The organism is Shewanella sp. BJSY2023SW005 (assembly GCF_047314585.1).
Taxonomy (GTDB): Bacteria; Pseudomonadota; Gammaproteobacteria; order Enterobacterales; family Shewanellaceae; genus Shewanella; species Shewanella algae.
The window spans coordinates 1-17,093 of the sequence record NZ_JBKORJ010000066.1 but is presented as its reverse complement, the minus strand read 5'-3'; the positions used below and the strand labels follow the sequence as shown (position 1 = coordinate 17,093).

General features: G+C 53.9%; 14 protein-coding genes. 9 read left to right on the top strand and 5 right to left on the bottom strand.

Going from position 1 to position 17,093, the window contains the following annotated elements; all coding sequences use genetic code 11:
- The first annotated feature begins 105 nt into the window (after window positions 1–105).
- Window positions 106–1,545, top strand: coding sequence for an amidohydrolase family protein (locus ACMHXI_RS21370; RefSeq protein WP_234519448.1), 1,440 nt, complete (start codon window positions 106–108; stop codon window positions 1,543–1,545).
- Here ACMHXI_RS21370 and zapE read toward each other — a convergent pair.
- A complete protein-coding gene (gene zapE / locus ACMHXI_RS21365) occupies window positions 1,516–2,634 on the bottom strand; it encodes a cell division protein ZapE (RefSeq protein WP_208223226.1) in 1,119 nt (372 codons plus the stop codon). The two genes, ACMHXI_RS21370 and zapE, sit on opposite strands and share 30 nt — an antisense overlap.
- Before the next feature lie 184 nt (window positions 2,635–2,818).
- On the opposite strand from zapE, the gene ACMHXI_RS21360 reads away from it, so the two are divergent.
- A complete protein-coding gene (locus ACMHXI_RS21360) occupies window positions 2,819–3,160 on the top strand; it encodes an FKBP-type peptidyl-prolyl cis-trans isomerase (RefSeq protein WP_025890081.1) in 342 nt (113 codons plus the stop codon).
- A gap of 100 nt (window positions 3,161–3,260) precedes the next feature.
- Window positions 3,261–4,082, top strand: coding sequence for a M14 family metallocarboxypeptidase (locus ACMHXI_RS21355; protein ID WP_115389205.1), 822 nt, complete (start codon window positions 3,261–3,263; stop codon window positions 4,080–4,082).
- A gap of 68 nt (window positions 4,083–4,150) precedes the next feature.
- Here ACMHXI_RS21355 and ACMHXI_RS21350 read toward each other — a convergent pair whose 3' ends face one another.
- From ACMHXI_RS21350 to ACMHXI_RS21340, 3 genes are all read right to left on the bottom strand, one after another.
- Window positions 4,151–5,065: a L,D-transpeptidase family protein gene (locus ACMHXI_RS21350; RefSeq protein WP_025890079.1), complete on the bottom strand. Its 915-nt coding sequence runs from the start codon at window positions 5,063–5,065 to the stop codon at window positions 4,151–4,153.
- A gap of 111 nt (window positions 5,066–5,176) precedes the next feature.
- Complete coding sequence (norR, locus tag ACMHXI_RS21345; RefSeq protein ID WP_129979137.1) at window positions 5,177–6,697, bottom strand: nitric oxide reductase transcriptional regulator NorR; 1,521 nt, start codon at window positions 6,695–6,697, stop codon at window positions 5,177–5,179.
- Between the two features lie 85 nt (window positions 6,698–6,782).
- Window positions 6,783–9,056 (bottom strand): nitric-oxide reductase large subunit, encoded by a 2,274-nt coding sequence (locus tag ACMHXI_RS21340; protein WP_208124216.1) that lies wholly within the window; start codon window positions 9,054–9,056, stop codon window positions 6,783–6,785.
- A gap of 514 nt (window positions 9,057–9,570) precedes the next feature.
- On the opposite strand from ACMHXI_RS21340, the gene ACMHXI_RS21335 reads away from it, so the two are divergent.
- Window positions 9,571–11,295 carry a potassium/proton antiporter gene (locus ACMHXI_RS21335; protein WP_025010370.1) on the top strand — a complete coding sequence of 575 codons (1,725 nt, stop codon included), beginning with the start codon at window positions 9,571–9,573 and terminating at the stop codon, window positions 11,293–11,295.
- 57 nt (window positions 11,296–11,352) lie between these two features.
- On the opposite strand, the gene ACMHXI_RS21330 is transcribed toward ACMHXI_RS21335, so the two are convergent.
- Window positions 11,353–12,276 (bottom strand): LpxL/LpxP family Kdo(2)-lipid IV(A) lauroyl/palmitoleoyl acyltransferase, encoded by a 924-nt coding sequence (locus ACMHXI_RS21330; RefSeq protein ID WP_025010371.1) that lies wholly within the window; start codon window positions 12,274–12,276, stop codon window positions 11,353–11,355.
- Window positions 12,277–12,381: 105 nt separating this feature from the next.
- Here ACMHXI_RS21330 and hldE point away from each other — a divergent pair, with 105 nt between their 5' ends.
- The 5 genes from hldE to ACMHXI_RS21305 form a co-directional block, all read left to right on the top strand.
- Window positions 12,382–13,812, top strand: a complete 1,431-nt coding sequence (gene hldE / locus ACMHXI_RS21325) for a bifunctional D-glycero-beta-D-manno-heptose-7-phosphate kinase/D-glycero-beta-D-manno-heptose 1-phosphate adenylyltransferase HldE (RefSeq protein ID WP_071237743.1) — start codon at window positions 12,382–12,384, stop codon at window positions 13,810–13,812.
- On the top strand, window positions 13,812–14,639 hold the full coding sequence (locus ACMHXI_RS21320) for a hypothetical protein (protein ID WP_234519451.1): 828 nt from the start codon (window positions 13,812–13,814) through the stop codon (window positions 14,637–14,639). The genes hldE and ACMHXI_RS21320 overlap by 1 nt, the downstream gene beginning before the upstream one ends.
- Before the next feature lie 156 nt (window positions 14,640–14,795).
- Complete coding sequence (locus tag ACMHXI_RS21315) at window positions 14,796–15,275, top strand: TetR family transcriptional regulator (protein ID WP_025010373.1); 480 nt, start codon at window positions 14,796–14,798, stop codon at window positions 15,273–15,275.
- Between the two features lie 376 nt (window positions 15,276–15,651).
- Window positions 15,652–16,170: an Hcp family type VI secretion system effector gene (locus ACMHXI_RS21310; protein WP_025890191.1), complete on the top strand. Its 519-nt coding sequence runs from the start codon at window positions 15,652–15,654 to the stop codon at window positions 16,168–16,170.
- Between the two features lie 324 nt (window positions 16,171–16,494).
- Window positions 16,495–17,093: type VI secretion system Vgr family protein (locus ACMHXI_RS21305; protein ID WP_413734922.1), on the top strand; the 599-nt coding region annotated here is incomplete at its 3' end.

The window sequence follows — 17,093 nt, the reverse complement described above, 5'->3', positions numbered from 1 at the left end:
AATCATTCCTCGGCGGGAGAGGTTGGTATTGTGACTCTCCAGAGACCTGGAACTGTTGATAACAATTTGTTTATTAGACCTAAAATAATAATTAAGGAAGCCGGAATGTCATTGAAAAAACTGTCGCTGTTATGTCTCTTGGCCACATCATTTCCCTCGCCGCTGCAGGCCAAACCCCATGAGTGGCTGCTGACCAATTTCAGTTTGCTGGATGTGGAGCAGGGGCGTTTGCTATCAGGTAAACAACTGGCGATCGATGAGGGGCGGATCAGCGCCATTGAAGACAGCTCTGCCAAGTTAACGGCTGAGCGCACTGTGGATCTTCAGGGCGGCATTTTGATGCCATCTTTGTGGGACATGCATGTGCACTTCGAAGGCCGGGAACTGGTGGAGGACAATGCCCTGTTACTGCCGCTTTACTTAAGTTACGGCATTACCGCGGTGCGTGAAGCGGCCAGCGATCTGGCGCCGGAAGTGCTGTTATGGCGTAAACAGATTGAGTCCGGTAACCGTTTGGGGCCGAGAATTTTCAGTGCCGGGCAGAAGTTTGAAGGTCCGGACTCTGTCTGGAATGGCGATCTGGAAGTGGCTGATGGCGCCGAAATACGTCAAGGCATGGACAAGCTTGAGAGTATGGCGGTCGACTTTATCAAGATCACTGAAAATACCATGCCGGCGGCTCTCTATCTGGAAACACTCAAAGAGGCCCGTGCCCGTGGACATCTGGTATCCAGCCATATTCCCTATGGGGTCAGCATTTTCGAAGCCGCCAAGAGCGGGCTGTCCAGCATAGAACATGCTTCATATGTACTTAGGCTGGGAAATGCCCAAGAGCCTCAAATTGCTGCTGCGGTTGCGGCCGGACGCATGAGCACTAAGCAGGCGAGCCAAGCGTATCGTGATGGGTTCGACCCGGAGCAGGCGCAGCTGGGTTACCGCATGTTGGCAGCCAAAGGCGTTGCCGTGACGCCAACCTTGATTGGCGGCCACCAGTTGGCCTGGCTCGATACTCAAGATCACAACCAAGATCCTTTCATGGCGTTTCTGACCCAAGCTTTTACCGATAAATATCGTTGGCGAATTGAGCGTATGGGAGCGCAAACACCTCAGCAGTGGCAGACACGTAAGCAGCATTATCAGGCGCTGGCTGCCGAGTTGCCAAAACTGTTGCAGGCCGGGGTTACCCTGCTGGCGGGCAGCGATTCTGCTGCGCTCAACACTTATGTTTACCCCGCCGAAGGGCTGCACACTGAGCTGCAACTCTGGCAACAGGCCGGGGTGAACAATGCCGATATTCTGCGCTCGGCTACCATTAATGGCGCCCGCTTCATGGGCCAGAGCAAGGACTATGGCAGCATTGAAGTCGGCAAAAAGGCAGAACTGCTATGGCTGCAGGACAATCCGCTGCAGGACATAGGTGCCACTCAATCGATAAGAGGGCTCTTCTATCGCGGTACCTTGTTTGATAGCAAAGCGCTGGACGCTATGCGTACCGAGGCGGCCGAGTCAGTGCGGCTATTGGATAACGCCAGGCGCCAGCTCTGAGCTGCCCAGCATCTCGGTTAAGCGGCTATAGGTGCGGCGAAACTCGAAGCTGAGGGCGCCGCCCTGATAAAGCTGCTCCAGTGGTACTTGGGCATGCAGCACCAGTTGTTTACCCCTGTCATAAAACTCATCTATCAGGGCGATAAAGCGCCGGGCGGCATCATCCTCCGGCGCATAACTGAGTTTTCTATCGCCTGTGCTGACGGCTTCGGCAGCATCTTCGGTGCCGCGGGCGCGGATCCAGCCGCGGCGCTCACCGCCAAGCCTGGGTACATGGCTCAGCAGCAGAGTATCCAGTGTTTCGGCCAGCTCCATATAATCCAGAGTGGATCTCGGCCCTTCGCAGAGCTGATCGAAGCGAAACCAGGCCAGGGATTGTGTAGCTTCCATAGCTTGGAAAAAAAGCGGTCTGCCCATGATGCAGAGTTGCCCTGGACCCGAGGCGTTTTTTGAAAACCACTGGCTGAAGTCAGGTTCATTGCCAAGCTGCAGCAGGGGAAGTGCCGCCTGGGCATGGGGCGCGCCTTTGGTGAGGCGATGGTCCTGTTCGCCATTGAGGTGCAGCGATTCCATCTTCTGTTGCAACAAGTCGATAGTCGGCAAAAAGCGCTCTCGCTGCAGGCCGTTTTCATAGAGGCGCTCGATTGGCGTATTGGAAGTGCTGACCAGCATAACGCCACGGTTAAACAGGCCTTCGAGTAAACGTCCGAGAATAATGGCATCGCCGATATCCGAGACGAAAAACTCATCGAAGCACAGCAGGCGGCATTCTTTGGCCAGTGTGGCGGCAATCTGATCCAAAGGCTCACGGGTGCCGCTGATGCGGTTCAGATCTCTGTGAACCCTGGCCATAAAGTGATGAAAATGCAGTCTGAGCTTGGGCTGCCCCTCGACGGCATTGAAAAAGAGATCCATCAACATGGTCTTGCCGCGGCCGACATCCCCCCACAGGTAGAGCCCGGGGACTTTGTTTCCCTGACCGAGCGCCTGAAAACGCTTATCAAGCGCTGCCAGCGCAGGCAACTGGGCGGGGTCTTGCTGCCAAGGGCCTTGGGCATAGCGTTCAGAGGGTGAAATTGTGTGCTTCATTCTGGACGTCTCATCCTGTGACTGTTATTTAAGTGCCATATAAGTGCCGCGGGCGGCCAGTATAGCAAGGGCTTGAGCCTGAAGGAAAAGTGCCTGCCATGCCGCTTCATCTATTCATGGAATAGTGTTCAGTTCCTTTTACGGATAAGATGCGCCTTTTGAGCCATAGGTTGAGGAACAAGCCATGACGGCAGAATTGGCAATCATAGATATTGAGGAAGGTCAGGGCAAAGCCGCGGTGAAAGGAGCGCTTATCACGGCTCACTACCGAGGTTGGTTGAGTGACGGTACTCAATTTGATTCTTCCTGGGATAAGGGGCGTCCCTTTCAGTGTGTCATTGGCACAGGGCGGGTGATCAAGGGCTGGGATCTGGGCTTGATGGGAATGAAGGTCGGTGGCAAACGCCGACTCAAGGTTCCGGCACATCTGGCTTATGGCGAACGCCAGGTTGGGGCGCTGATCAAGCCGAATTCGGATCTTGAATTTGAAATTGAACTGCTGGAAGTCCTGACCCGCGACGATTGAGTCCAGGGCTTTTGAGCGCTATTGGCTCAGATGGATTTTGTTTTTATATAAAGCTGATATTATAGCTTTGCCCTTCATTCATCTGAGTCATAAAAGCACTATGAGCCGTTCCCCCTTCGCATCTTTTCAATGGCATTCAGACATTTTTGCCTGCGACAGTACGGATATCGAACATTTCTATGCCCAACTGCAACAGGAAGTTGAGCGTCTGCAGCTGGGGCGCAAGAAGTTGGGCGAAATAGGTGATTATCCACTGGAACTGTATCAGTCGCCCTCAGCGACGGCGGAGCTGCCTTCTGTGTTGATCAGTGCCGGATTCCACGGTGAAGAGGCTGCAGGCCCTTGGGGTATGCTGCATTTCCTCAGTGAACTGCAACAGGATATTTTCGAGCGAATTAATCTAAGCTTGTTACCTTTGGTCAACCCCACTGGCTTTGCCAAGGGGCACAGATTCAATAAGTTCGGTGAAAACCCCAACCGGGGGTTTTTACAGCCCAAAGAGGGCGAAGCCAGTTCACCTTCGGTTGAAGGCAAGCTGCTGCTGGAATATGGCCAACTGCTGCAGGGCGCCAGCCGCGAAGGCATATTGACCTGTCATGAAGATGTGTTGCAGCAGCACACCTATATCTATTCTTTTGAGCCCAGACAATCACCCGGCCAGTTCAGTTTGCAGCTGCGTGATACTCTGGGGCGTTTCTTTGATATTGCCGCCGATGGCGATATCGATGGCTGTCCGGTGCAAGACGGGGTCATCTTCAACCACTTTGATACTTCGTTCGAGGCCTGGCTGGTTCGCACCGGTGCCAAGGTGGGTGTTTGCAGTGAAACGCCGGCAACCCAGAATCTGGATCAGCGAATTCTGGCCAACAGCGCCGTGATGCACGCCTTTGTGCAGCAGCAGTTGGCTCCCATCAAGGGGTAACAGCCAAAAGCGATACCGCTCAAAACTAAGACCCCAGCCTAGGCTGGGGTCTTGCTTTTGAAAGGCTTTCAGGGATTGAGGCGGGTAGGAATACCGCTTCTGTCATCCAACAGGCGTTTGAGCACGGTGGAGTCGGTGTCGGCATGGGCGATAAAGCGGCTGATGGCCGGGGTCATCTTCAATACCACAGGTGCGGTGGATTCAAACTCGGCCTCGGTGCGCGACAGCGGCTGATGCACTTCCAGATAGCGACCGCCATCCGGCTCCAGGCTGGCCTTTATCGGCTGATTGACAAACTGTACCCGGGTGCCGTTGGGCACAGTATTGAACAGATGCTCGATATCCTGATTACGCAGGCGGACACACCCCTGGCTGACACGCAGGCCTATACCGAAGCTGGCATTGGTGCCGTGAATGGCATACAGGTTACCGATATAAAGTGCATACAAGCCCATGGGGTTATCCGGGCCTGCGGGCCAGACCTTGGGCAGGGTGATACCGTTGGCGGCATATTCCTTGCGGATCCTGGCCGTTGGGGTCCAGGTGGGGTTGGCGCGTTTGCGATAAACCTTGGTCACCCAGTTTTCCGGGGTATCCCGACCTATCTGGCCTATGCCTATGGGTAAGACCTGTACCGTATTGCTGTCTTTGGGATAGTAGTAGAGGCGCATTTCGGCCACGTTGATCACTATCCCCTTACGGGGGGCATCCGGCAGGATCAGCTTGTGAGGGATCAGCAATGTGCTGCGGGGCTTGGGAAGAAAAGGGTCGACCCCTGGGTTGGCCTCGGTCATGTTGGTCAGCCCAAGTTGATATTCGTCGGCAACACTCTCAAGTGTGCGCTTGTCATCGGGCACCACATAATACTGGTTGTCACCGACGATACTGCTGCCCTCTGGCGGCAGAGGATATTCAACGGCCTGCGACAGGCAGGCGGGAAGCAACAGGCCCAGTAACAGGGCGAGGCGGGGAATTCTTGTCATAGGATATTATTCTTCATTAAACGCTGTCAGTCGCCATGGTTTCAGGCATCAGAGTCGAGCAGGCATCCTTACCTTTTCCGGCGCAGATTTCAACAGATTGCGGCAAAAAAACTATTTCAGTTGCAGGCGTTTCGCCAGTCGATGCAGGTTGCCAGGGTCGACGCCCAACTCGCGGGCACTGGCGGCCCAGTTGTATTGATGCCGCTCCAGCACACTGCGCAGCAGCTGTCTTTGGAACTCCGCTGTGGCTTGCTTGAGCGTGATGACTTCTGCAGGCACTGTTGTGTCCAACTGGCGCGGCAGCGCACTTGGAGAGGGGCTCTTTGACTGCAACTCACCCAGTTGCAACTGGCATTGGTTATGGTCACTGGCGGCGCGCGCCAACACGCTGGCGCGGTGCAACAGGTGTTCCAGTTCCCTGACGTTGCCGGGCCAGTCGTTGGCCAGCAGCCAGGCTTCCGATTCGGCGGACAGACTCAGGCGTTCCAGCCCCAGCTTGCTGCGGCAACGTTCAAGAAAATGCCCGGCAAGCAGCAGTATGTCGCGGCCCCTTTCTCTCAGTGGCGGTACAAGTAGCGGGAAAACACTCAGCCTGTGGTAGAGATCGGCGCGAAAGCGGCCTTCAACCACCTCGGTTTTGAGATCCTTATTGGTGGCGGCGATAACCCGCACATCTACTGTCAGGCTTCTATCTTCGCCAACCCGTTGCAGATCGCCGTATTGCAGCACCCTGAGTAACTTGGCCTGCAGCGGCAGGCTGAGTTCGCCTATCTCGTCGAGAAACAAAGTCCCCTTGTCGGCCAATTCAAACTTACCGGCGCGATTGCTGATGGCGCCGGTAAAGGCGCCTTTGACATGACCGAAGAGTTCACTCTCGGCGACCGACTCGGGCAGGGCGGCGCAGTTGAGGTACACCAGAGCCTTGTTGCCTCTGGGCGAGGCGGCGTGTACTGCCTTGGCAACTAGCTCCTTACCCGTGCCGGTTTCACCGAGGATCAACACGTTCAGGTCGCTGGGAGCGACCACGGCAATTTCCCGCTTCAGCGCCAACATCTGCGGGCTTTCCCCCAGAAGTTCACTGTGGCCGGTTTCCGGCAATGGTTGACTCTGGCTCTGTAGCGACAGGCTTTCCAACTTATCCAGCAGCAGGGCATTGCCGAGGGAGGCGGCGGCGATGGCGCTCAGGCTTCGCAACTCTTCATCGCTGAAATCATCGAACTGGCAAGGGTCCAGACCATCTATGGTCAAGGCGCCTATCAGTTGTTCCTTGTCCAGCAGCGGCAGGCCGATACAGGCATGCACCTTGAGCTTATCTGTGTGGGCGGCTATCAGGCCATCGTAGGGATCCGGCAATTGGCTGTCTGCCGGAAAGCGCACCAGATCGCCGGCGCGGGCGATGGCCTCCAGTCTCGGGTGCTCTGTGATGTTGAAGCTGCGACCGAGTACATCGGCCCTGAGGCCGTCGATTGCCAGTGGGATAAAGCGATTGCCCTGAAATCGCAGCAGAGCGGCGGCATCACAATGGAGATTGTCCCGTACCGTTGCCAGCAGACGGCTGAATCTGTCGCTGTTTGGCAAACCTGAGGTGATATCCAGCGCGATACGGGTGAGATCGGAATGGCTGAGTGGCATAAGCTGACCTGAATAAAATCCCTGGGGTGAGTCTACCCCAGGGACAGTGGAATGTCATTTTGACATTATTTTTCAGTGTGAGTGGCTAGTGACTGGTAGCAATGGCCAAGCGTTTGGCCTTGACCGCCTGTCGCAACAATCCCAGCAGGAAGGCGCCCAGCAATAAACCACCGACGGAGAAGATGATGTCACCGAACATCCGCATCCATACCAGGCGTTCTACCAGCGGGCTGTGGATCACCTCTGCCGAGCGGGCAAACCAGTAGCCATGATCCAGCACGGCAAAGAACTGCACTATGCCCACCGGCAGCAATGACAGGAATAGCATGGCGGCCAGCCCCAGATTCAGGCTCCAGAATGCCCCCTTGAGCCACTTGTCTTCCCAGCGCAGTTTACCGGCAAGTCCTGACAGGCAGAACAACATCAGGCCTATCCCCAACATGCCGTAGACTCCCATAAAGGCGCCGTGGGCGTGGGTGGCCGTGGTATTCAGCCCTTGAATGTAATAGAGGGCAATCGGTGGATTGATCAGGAAGCCCAGTACACCGGCGCCCACCAGATTCCAGAAAGCGGTGGCAACAAAGAACATGATGGCCCAGTGATAGCGTTGCATCCAGGGAGCGGCCCGGCGCAGGCGATAGCTTTCCACCGCTTCAAAACCGATAAGGGCCAGAGGCACCACTTCCAGCGCCGAGAAGATAGCGCCCCAGGCGATGACGGAAGTGGGTGTGCCGGTGAAATAGAGGTGATGCAGTGTGCCTATCAGGCCTCCGGTCAGGAAGATCAGGGTAGAGAAGAGTACCGCACCATTGGCACTGCGGGCACGGATAAGGCCAAGACGCACAAACATCAGGGCGATAACCGAGGTAGCAAAGGTTTCAAAGAAGCCTTCAACCCACAGATGTACTACCCACCAACGCCAGTATTCGGCGATGGCAAGGTTAGTGTGTTTACCCATAAATAGCCCGGCACCATAGAAGAGGCCGATAGCAACACAGGAGGCGTAGAGTACCCAGAGCACAGGCTTTAGCTCAGACTCCTGTTTCAGGGCGGGCAACATGGCGCGGCTCACCAGCGCCAGCCAGATCATCAATCCGGCCAACAGCAGCAGTTGCCACACCCGGCCGAGATCTATGTATTCATAACCCTGGTGACCGAAGAGGAAGTTGTTGTCCAGTGAGAAGTATTGTTGTACCCCCAGCCATTCACCGGCCATGGAGCCCAGCACCACGACCAGCAGAGCGACCCACAATAGGTTGACACCGAAGCGTTGATATTTGGGCTCGTGGCCGGAAAGCGCCGGTGCGATATAGAGCCCGGTACCGAGCCAGGCCGTCGCTATCCAGAATACTGCCAGTTGAGTATGCCAGGTGCGGGTCACTGAATAAGGCAGGACCTCACTCAAGGGAATACCGTAAAACTCCTGGCCTTCAACCGCATAGTGCGCCGTGACGCCACCGAGCAGTATTTGCAGCAGAAATAGGCCGATAGCGGTAATGAAGTATTTACCCGTGGCCTTTTGTGAAGGGGTGGGTTTGTGTCTGAACAGGGGATCTTCAGTGGCGGGAGCCGGCAGGGCTTCATGTTTGCCGGCGGCATGATACCAAACCAGGGCTCCGATACCGGCCAGCAGAGTCACTATGCTCAGAATCGACCAGACGATATTGTCTGATGTCGGTGTGTTACCCAGTTGTGGATCGTAGGGCCAATTATTGGTGTAGCTGTAATTGGCATCTGGGCGCTCGGTCACTGCGGCCCAAGCGCCCCAAAACAGGAAGGCATTGAGCTGCTGACGGCGCTCGGCAGATCCTATGGTATTGGTTTTCATCGCATAGGCTTCCCGCAGCTCATTCAGCGCGGGATCGTCACCAAACAAGGATTGATAGTGCTGACTCACTTGCGCCATGGCGGCGATACGGGTGTCGGAAAGCACCACCCGGGTGTGACCTCTCTCGTCTGTAATGACAGTGTTATGGCGCAAATCGTCCCTTAAAGCTTGCTCCAATGCGGCCTGAGCACTCTTGTCCAGGCTATTGAAAGGCTTGTTGTATGTCTCCTTGGCTCGAATATCCAGCCAGGCTTCGGCCTCACGGTGTAGCCAGTCTGCGGTCCAATCCGGAGCCACATAGGCGCCATGGCCCCAGACTGAGCCAAGTTGATGTCCGCCCATGGAGCGCCAAACCAGCTGCCCTTGTTCTATGTCCTTGCCGCTGAAAACCACTTGGCCCTGGCTGTCGCTATAGACATCGGCAATCGGTGGTTTTTCCCGATAGATTTCACTGCCGATACTGATAAGTACAGTGAAAGAAGCGACCAACACAAGTAACAGTGCGATCAGGGTGAATTTTTGTCTGCTCATTGGCATCCCTCTGACAAAGTCTATTTGATAGGTTTTCCTACATAGAGCAGCGAACGTGCCAACTTTTATTCTTGTGTTTAATCAGTGCATTATTTGTTTGTGTGTTTTTGATGGTGTCATTTTGATTGCATTTAGAGTGTCTTTTTAACATTGTTGGTTGTCATTGTGACACTGACTGTTTGCCAGAAAGCTATAGCTGATATCTTGACGAGAATTCTTGGATTTCAAATTCTTTAGTTATTTGAAAAAATAAAGTTTTTTTCATTAATTTGAGTTTATGTTTCTTTGGGTCAAGATTTGATGTTTTCTAGGTAAATTTTCCATTTTTTAAGGGTTTACCTGGCTTCTTTTACTAGTCTTTTTCGCTGGAAGTAAAAATAAGTCAACTGTTTCTACTGAAAAATAACCCGAATTAATGATATAATCCCGTCTGTAACCCACGTGTTTTCCGGAGTCTCGTTAGAGCCAGGTTTCTCTTTTATTAGCTTCCCCGCATTTTCAACTGGAGGGTCATTTGAACGCAGATATCATCAACAGCTTTTTCCTTGTCGGGGCCTTGCTTATTGCAGTCAGCGTGCTGCTCAGCCCATTGTCTTCGCGACTCGGTATTCCTATTTTGGTGGTATTTCTGGCTGTGGGTATCTTTGCCGGTGAAGATGGCCCAGGCGGCATAGTATTCAATGACTATTCAGTTGCTTATCTGGTCAGTAACCTGGCTCTGGCGGTTATTCTGCTCGATGGTGGCATGCGTACCCGGGTTGCCAGTTTCAGGGTGGCATTGTGGCCGGCCTTGTCATTGGCCACTTTTGGGGTGGCGTTAACCACCACACTGACAGGTTTGTTGGCTGCCTGGTTATTCGATCTCAACTTACTCCAGGGCATGTTGGTGGGAGCCATTGTCGGTTCGACCGATGCCGCGGCGGTATTTAGCCTGCTTAAAGGCAAAAACGTGAATGAGCGTGTCGGTTCGACACTGGAAATCGAATCCGGTTGTAACGACCCCATGGCTGTGTTTTTGACCGTGACTCTGATTGCCATTCTCGGCAGCAGTGGCGATGAACTCTCGGGCAGCTATCTGGCACTGAGCTTTATCAAACAGTTTGGCCTGGGCGGGATCCTCGGTGTCGGCGGCGGTTGGCTGTTGTGGCAGGTCATCAATCGCAATCAATTGCCGGAAGGCCTCTACTCCATTTTGGTGCTGAGTGGCGGACTGATGATCTTCGCCATCTCCAATGCCCTGGGAGGCAGTGGTATTCTGTCTATTTATCTGGTGGGTCTATTTCTCGGTAACAAGGCGACCCGTGGCAAACACTCGATTCTCAATGTGCTCGATGGTATGACCTGGCTCAGTCAAATAGGCATGTTCCTGGTACTGGGACTCTTGCTGACGCCATCGGATCTGAAAGATATCGCCTTACCGGGTTTGGCACTGGCGTTCGGGATGATCTTTCTGGCGCGGCCGATTGCGGTTTGGCTCAGTTTGCTACCGTTTCGCAGTTTCCATGACAGAGACAGATGGTTTATCTCCTGGGTCGGGCTGCGCGGCGCTGTGCCCATTATTCTGGCGGTATTTCCCATGATGGCGGGGCTGCCACAAGCGCAGCTTTACTTCAACCTGGCCTTCTTCGTGGTGATGGTTTCCTTGCTGCTGCAGGGCAGTACCTTGTCCAAGGCGGCGCAGCTGGCCAAGGTGGAGTTGCCACCCAAACCGGCACCTATTTCCCGCGCCGGGGTGGAAATTTATCCCACCAGTGAATGGGAGATATTTGTCTATCGCCTCAGTGAAAACAAATGGTGTATCGGTGAGCCTCTGAGGCGTCTTGCCATGCCGGCGGGAACCCGGATTGCCGCCGTATTTCGCAATAACGAACTGTTGCACCCTTCGGGGAGTACCAGGCTGATGGCCGATGACATTCTTTGTGTGCTGGGGCAAGAGGACGATTTAGAGCCTCTGAGTCAGCTGTTCAGTGAGGCGCCAGAAAAACGCGAGGCGCCCCGCTTCTTTGGTGACTTCTTTATTTCAGTGGATGTGATGCTGGCCGATATGGCACCGATTTACGGCATGCAGCTGGAACCCGAATATGAGCAGATGCGGGTTGCCGACTTACTGCTACAGCAACTCGGTAGTCACCCTGTAGTGGGGGATCAATTCCTCTGGCAAGGGCTGGACTGGATAGTCGCCGAGGTGCAGGAAGGGACAGTCAGCCGGGTTGGTTTGAGATTGCCCTCTGAAGACTGAAAAAAGCGAAGAACGAAGAACTGCCGACCTTGAGTCGGCATTTTTACGGCTACTTTCTCAATAGAGCGAGGGATCGCTCTCATTGGGGCGGGTCTTGAATCTGCGGTGCAGCCACATGTACTGCGCCGGGTTACGGCTGATCAACTGCTCGACAATGCCGTTACCGCGTTTGGCGTCTTCCACCTCATTTTCGCCGGGGAAGTTATCCAGCGGCGCCTGGATCTCTATGTTGTAACCCGTATCGTCGGCGTTGCGCTCAACAAAGAAGGGCAGCACTTTGGCTTTACCCAGCTTGGCCAAGGTGGTGCCGCCGGTAATGGTGGCAGCATCGGGAACGGCGAAGAAGGGGATAAAGATGGCGCTGGAGCGGCCAAAGTCCTGATCTGCTGTGTACCAAATGACATCAGGGTTACGCAGGCAACGCACCATCTGCCTGAGATCCCGCTTGGGAACCAGCGCCTTGTTTGAACGCAAACGGCCCTTCACCTGCAGATATTCCATTACAGGGTTGTTGTGGGGGCGGTACACACCAACCCCGGGCTGAAATTGGCCAAATATTCTTGCACCCATTTCCAGCGGCAAGCAGTGAACCGCAAACAGAATAACCCCCTGACCGGCGGCCAGTGTCTGCTCCACATGCTCCTGGCCCTTTATCTGCATGTGCTTCTGCACTTTGTCGTTGCTCCACCACCAGGCATTGATGGTATCGAAAATTGCTTTGCCGGTTTCCTGGAAATTACGTCTGAGCAGCGTCTCTCGCTCGGCCTCACTCATTTGTGGAAAACACAACTCCAGGTTGCGTTTGGCGGTGTTAACCCGGCTTCCGGCCAGCTTCATTGCCAGCAGACCTATGCCACTGCCAAGCTTCATCTGCCACTTGAGAGGCAGCAGGAGGGTCAGCCTGGCCAGACCGACAGCCAGCCACAGCAACCAGAATTTAGGGTGATACAAGTGAGCGGAAAATTGTGCTTTCTCTACCAAAACGATAAACCCGTTTACAGGAAAAATTACCGCATATTCTAACCCAATTCAGTGTGAAAATTAGGTACAATCGGGGTTTATTTTGCCTAATAAGACAAGTCCGTTATGAAGGTAACTCTGCCCCCATTTGAAAAAGCCAAGGTTCTGGTGGTTGGTGATGTGATGCTCGACCGTTACTGGGTTGGCCCAACCGGCCGTATTTCACCCGAGGCGCCTGTACCTGTGGTGCGTATCAATCAGATAGAGGATAGGCCCGGCGGAGCAGCCAACGTGGCGCTGAATATCGCGGCGCTGGGCGGCTCGGTGCAACTGGCCGGTATTGTCGGAGCCGATGAAGCCGCATCGGCCCTGAATACAGGTGTCAGTACTCTAGGAGTGGAGCCTAAGTGGCTGACGGTTGAAGATAAACCCACAATCACCAAACTGCGGGTACTGAGTCGTAACCAACAGCTTATTCGCTTGGATTTCGAAGAGACCTTTGCCCAGGAGCAGAGCCAGGCGCTATTGGCGCAGAGCGAAGCTCTACTGGACGATTGCAAGGTGCTGGTGCTGTCTGACTATGCCAAGGGTGCCATCTTTGAGCCTCAGGCCTTTATCGCCAAGGCTAGAGCCAAGGGGATCAGTGTCTTGGTGGACCCCAAGGGCAGCGATTTCGGCCGTTATGCCGGTGCCAGTTTAATTACTCCCAACATGAGTGAGTTTGAGGCTGTGGTGGGTACTGTCAGCTCTGAGGCCGATCTAGTGGCCAAGGCCCAGGCTTTGATTAGCAAGCATCAACTGGGAGCGATTCTGGTTACCCGCTCTGAAAAGGGTATGACACTGATCACCAGCGAAGGGGATGAGCTGCATATCCCTACAGTGGCACGGGAAGTCTATGATGTGACCGGCGCCGGAGATACTGTGATCTCGGCACTCGCCACAGCTTTGGCGGCCGGCAGCGACCTGCCGCAAGCCTGTGCCATTGCCAATACCGCCGCCGGTGTGGTGGTTGGCAAACTGGGCACTTCCACAGTCAGCCGCATTGAACTCATCGAGGCCCTGGCTCAACATCAGGGAGAATCAGGCTTTGGTGTGGTCAGCGAAGATCAACTGCTGTACGCCATGCAGCAAGCCAAGCTCAGAGGTGAGCGGGTGGTGATGACCAATGGTTGCTTTGACATACTCCATGCCGGGCACGTCAGTTACCTCAAAGAAGCCCGTGCCTTGGGCGATAGATTGATTGTGGCGGTCAATGATGACGCTTCGGTTAAACGGCTCAAGGGCGAGGGGCGTCCGGTCAATAGTCTTGAGCGGCGAATGGCAGTACTGGCGGGGCTGGCCGCTGTCGATTGGGTGGTGCCTTTCAGTGAAGATACACCGCAGCGAGTGATCTCTAGATTGCTGCCCGATCTCCTGGTCAAGGGGGGCGACTACCGGGTGGAGGAGATAGCCGGAGGTGAAGAGGTGATCGCCGCCGGTGGCAGTGTCAAGGTGCTGGGGTTCGAAGATGGTATCTCCACTACCGCCATTATTCAGAATATTATGGCCAAGCCCTGATGTTGATGGCGGTGTTGCTATCGGGAAGCTTGTTTTGGGCTGATGTAGGTCCAAAACAAGCCTTGATATGCCCGCCATCGGAACTGTCACTGTGTCTGCAACAACTCCCCGATAGAGTCAAACAACAACTGCCCCTGTCTCAAAAGGCTTTCTTCGATGCACTGGGAATGAGAGGCGCCATGTCTCTGCCCGTCGAAGATGAAAGCGTTGCCGGTATCGTTCTCTGGGCGCCGCACTATCTCCCACAAAGTCAAACTGCTATCTGGAATGGCCAAAACCATGAACTCTTGTTACAGCATCAGCCGCAACTAACCCTGTGGCATGAATTGGGGCATCTGGAAGTAAAGCGCTTGCAGGGAAACATTCTGCCTACTGAGTTGTCTGAATTGGACCACGAGTGGTTGGCTGATACTTATCTCGCTTGGCGTTGTGCTAAAGAATGGAACAGTCTGGAACTTGTGTGGCAACAATACCACCGTCGTAACCTGGCAGTATTTTCTGATATCGGCAATTTGTCACATTGGAGCCCACTTTATCTGATACAAGTGTTAAATAAGTATGATCTGAAGCAAATCGCGGAATTTGCTGATTTTGCTACATTTGTGCTCAGTTTTTATCCAGAGGTCCGCCATTATTCTCCAGGTGAAGTGGCAGAGTTTTCCAGCTTGCTGCAGTATCTCTTTAACCGGGCTGGTCGGCAAACCCTTCCTGGCTATATGTTTTGGCGTCGTGAGCAACTGGGCAAAGTGCTACAACCCACTCTGAAACAGTTGGTGGGAACTGAAATGGCCAATCGTTGGTTGGTTAAAGAAAAAATGTTGCAATAATGTGACGAATAAGGCTTTTTTTCAGCTGTCCTAGCTGAACCCTTGCTGAACAAAAGTGAAAAACGCTGTTAACACCCCTCTTTTTGGCAGTATTCTCTCTATGCCTTTGATAAGCTCGTTGGCAATAAAAACAACGGGGATAAGAGGCAGACAAGAATGGCCAAGCGTTCAAAGGCTCAGACTGAGCTGACTATCAATCAGATTATGGACGAAGCTCTCAAACAAATCTTAACTATTGGTTTTGAGGCTATGTCTTACACAACTCTTTCAGAAGCAACGGGGATTAGCCGCACGGGGATCAGTCACCATTTTCCGCGCAAAATCGATTTTCTTGCCAGGTTGGATGTGCGCATTGGTCGGCTGTTTTTGGCCGCTTTGGATTTTTCCAGTGTTGAAGCACTCGAAAAATCCTGGATGCAAGCGCTGCAACAAGCAGAGCACAGGGCAGTATTGAGACTCTTCTTTAGTCTCTGCGGACACAACAATCCTGAGATTACCCTGTTTCGCGCCGTGGCCATGGCCAGGGAAAATGCCCAGATAGAGCTGGGGGAAAAGGGCGAGCAGATGATCAACGATCTCCTGGGACGCAGCGCCGTTATGTTGCTTTCCGATCCCGGTATCGCCTGCGCCGCTTGAAATTCCGTTTAAGCGACTCTCATTCAAGCGATTCATAGAGATAGATAATTGAGACAGCAAGCTAAGGCTTGCTGTTTTTTTATCCATTCATTTTCTTATCGAATTACGCGTTATTGGTACACAAAATCCAATCGACTTCCGCTTATTCCTTGGGCCACTCTTTTCGAGCATCCCTTTCGGGCAACTCTTTCAGGCAACTCTCTTCGGGCAAGAAGTTGCCCGGCGAGCAAAAAATTGCCCGGGTTCGGGCAAGAAATTGCCCGGTGAGTGGGAGTGGGTTTGGATGTTGTTGTAAAACAGTGGGTTACGATTTGGCATGCTTCTGGCATTGGGTGATGAGGTTTTATCACTCATTCAACAGTAAAAGGAATTAACCATGCCAACACCATGCTATATCTCCATCGAAGGTCAAACCCAGGGCAACATCACCGCAGGCGCGTTTACGGCCGAGTCAGTGGGCGACATCTTTGTGGAAGGTCATGAAGACGAGATGCTGGTTCAGGAATTCAACCATGTGGTGACAGTGCCGACCGACCCACAGTCAGGTATGCCTTCGGGTCAACGGGTGCACAAGCCGTTCAAGTTCACCGTGGCGCTGAACAAGGCGGTGCCTTTGATGTACAACTCGCTGTCATCCGGTGAGAAGCTGAACAAGGTTGAGCTGAAGTGGTACCGCACCTCTATCGAGGGCAAGCAGGAGCACTTCTTCACCACCAAGCTTGAAGGTGCGACGATAGTGGACATCAACTGCCACATGCCACACTGCCAGGACCCGAACAAGGCGGATTTCACTCAATTGGTTGAGGTGTCAATGGCCTATCGCAAGATAGACTGGGACCACGTGAGTGCCGGTACTTCAGGTGCGGATGACTGGCGCAAGCCCATCGAAGCCTGATAGTGTGTGTCAGCCACCGCCTTGCGGTGGCTGTTTGCCATTGGGGTGTTTTCTGGCGAGGACGTCAACTGACAGTGTAACCGGTTGATTGAGAGCCAGAGAGCAGGCCAATGGCTTTTGGTGCAATTCGGCTAAACGGACATTCAACAGACATTCGAGTCAATCGCATTTAAACCAAGAGCAAAACGGCACTCGGCGAGCGGAGCTCAACGCCTTCCCCTAAAGCAGGGATAGAAGCCGGGGCTCAGACAGCAAGAGCTCAGACAGCAAGAGCTCAGACAGCAAGAGTACCGCGAAAGGACAGGGACAATAAGGACAGCGAAGATGAGTCATCAAGGGAGCGGCATGCGTTTTGGATTCAAGGCGGGCAGTTTGGCAGAGGATAGCCTGTCGGTGCTGTCGTTCAAGCTGAAAGAATCGCTGTCGAGTCCTTATGTGGTAGAGCTTGAGTTGCTGAGTCGCCGGGACGATATCAAGGCGAGCGACTTGGTGGACCAGAGCGGGGTACTGAGTTGGTGGCAGGACGGCGAATGCCAACGAGAATTGCACGGCATAGTAAGCCGCTTTGGCCGCGGCGACAGCGGCCATAGACAGACCCGCTACCGGCTGAGACTGGAGCCGGCCCTGAGCCGCCTGCAGCTGCGGCGCAACAGCCGCATTTTCCAGGAAAAGAGCCTGACCGACATCATCGCGGTGCTGTTCGGCGAAATGGGCATTACCGACTACGCCTTTCGCTGTGACCCGCGCCATGAAAGCCGCAAACGGGAATACTGCGTGCAGTATGGCGAGAGCGACTTTGACTTCTTCGAGCGCCTGACCCGCGAAGCGGGACTGTTCTACTACTTCGAGCACAGCAGCGACAAACACACCCTGGTGCTGTGCGATGCACTGGACAAACTGAGCCTGAGCCCCCACAGCTACCC

Excerpts from the sequence above, each read along its gene's own strand:
- ACMHXI_RS21370 (WP_234519448.1), top strand. The coding sequence starts at position 106 with ATGTCATTGAAAAAACTGTCGCTGTTATGTCTCTTGGCCACATCATTT.
- ACMHXI_RS21340 (WP_208124216.1), bottom strand. The coding sequence starts at position 9,056 with ATGAGCAGACAAAAATTCACCCTGATCGCACTGTTACTTGTGTTGGTC.
- ACMHXI_RS21360 (WP_025890081.1), top strand. The coding sequence starts at position 2,819 with ATGACGGCAGAATTGGCAATCATAGATATTGAGGAAGGTCAGGGCAAA.
- ACMHXI_RS21310 (WP_025890191.1), top strand. The coding sequence starts at position 15,652 with ATGCCAACACCATGCTATATCTCCATCGAAGGTCAAACCCAGGGCAAC.
- norR (WP_129979137.1), bottom strand. The coding sequence starts at position 6,697 with ATGCCACTCAGCCATTCCGATCTCACCCGTATCGCGCTGGATATCACC.
- ACMHXI_RS21350 (WP_025890079.1), bottom strand. The coding sequence starts at position 5,065 with ATGACAAGAATTCCCCGCCTCGCCCTGTTACTGGGCCTGTTGCTTCCC.
- ACMHXI_RS21315 (WP_025010373.1), top strand. The coding sequence starts at position 14,796 with ATGGCCAAGCGTTCAAAGGCTCAGACTGAGCTGACTATCAATCAGATT.
- zapE (WP_208223226.1), bottom strand. The coding sequence starts at position 2,634 with ATGAAGCACACAATTTCACCCTCTGAACGCTATGCCCAAGGCCCTTGG.
- hldE (WP_071237743.1), top strand. The coding sequence starts at position 12,382 with ATGAAGGTAACTCTGCCCCCATTTGAAAAAGCCAAGGTTCTGGTGGTT.
- ACMHXI_RS21320 (WP_234519451.1), top strand. The coding sequence starts at position 13,812 with ATGTTGATGGCGGTGTTGCTATCGGGAAGCTTGTTTTGGGCTGATGTA.
- ACMHXI_RS21355 (WP_115389205.1), top strand. The coding sequence starts at position 3,261 with ATGAGCCGTTCCCCCTTCGCATCTTTTCAATGGCATTCAGACATTTTT.